We start from the raw sequence: 753 nt of genomic DNA on the forward strand, positions 1-753 counted from the left end.
TCCACGAGCATGGCCGGTTTCCTTTCTGCGAAGTGGGGGCTGGTTCCCGGCTGGGCGCGCCATTCCAGACCGGGAACCCGTTGCCCAAACGCTCAACGTCGCCAGGGTGCGCGAACTCGAAGCGCCGCACCATGTCCGGGATGGTCGATTTTACAAAAACGCGTCCACACATTCAGGTCGTCTCATTGACAAGGATCGAGGCCCGCCCAAGATGGGAACGGAGTGAGAACGTATCAAGGTTGTGGTGATGCCGAAGAAGCCAAAGGACGTAATGCTGCCAGCGGTCTCGGGCGTCACAATCGAAATCGATGACCGCGATAATCCCGAGGTCTGCCTTGTCGGGCTATTGACTGCCGAGGGGAAGCGATCCTTCACCCTGAGCGAAAACGGCGCTCGGATGATGGTCAAGGCGTTGCACTCATTTCTCGATCTCCTCGACGGATCTACGTCCGAGACAAAGCCCAAAGGCCCCGCCAACTGAGAATCAGATATGGTCAATCCGCCCAAGCGACAGGACGATTATCAGGACCGAGCCATCGACTGCCAGGAGGCCATGGAGCCAGGCTTTCAGGTGATTGTCGATTGCATGCTGGAGGCGGGATGGACGCGAGGCGAGACATTGCGGGCGCTGAAACGGCTCATAGCGGCCGACAATATGGCTCAGAAAGAGAACGCCAGGCTGGAAACGCAACTCGCAATTGCGCGGGCCATGTTGCGCGCTGGAAAGCCGATTTAAGGTCTGTTGACCTGTTG

At 58.2% G+C, this 753-nt stretch carries 2 protein-coding genes; both read left to right on the forward strand.

The genetic code is table 11. From position 1 onward, the window contains the following. Positions 1–247: 247 nt before the first annotated feature. Positions 248–481: a hypothetical protein gene (locus EOA22_RS35860; RefSeq protein ID WP_013525244.1), complete on the forward strand. Its 234-nt coding sequence runs from the start codon at positions 248–250 to the stop codon at positions 479–481. Between the two features lie 9 nt (positions 482–490). Beyond that, complete coding sequence (locus EOA22_RS39775; RefSeq protein ID WP_013525243.1) at positions 491–736, forward strand: hypothetical protein; 246 nt, start codon at positions 491–493, stop codon at positions 734–736. The last annotated feature ends 17 nt before the right edge of the window (positions 737–753 follow it).

The organism is Mesorhizobium sp. M7A.F.Ca.US.014.04.1.1 (assembly GCF_003998745.1).
GTDB classification, from domain to species: Bacteria; Pseudomonadota; Alphaproteobacteria; order Rhizobiales; family Rhizobiaceae; genus Mesorhizobium; species Mesorhizobium ciceri.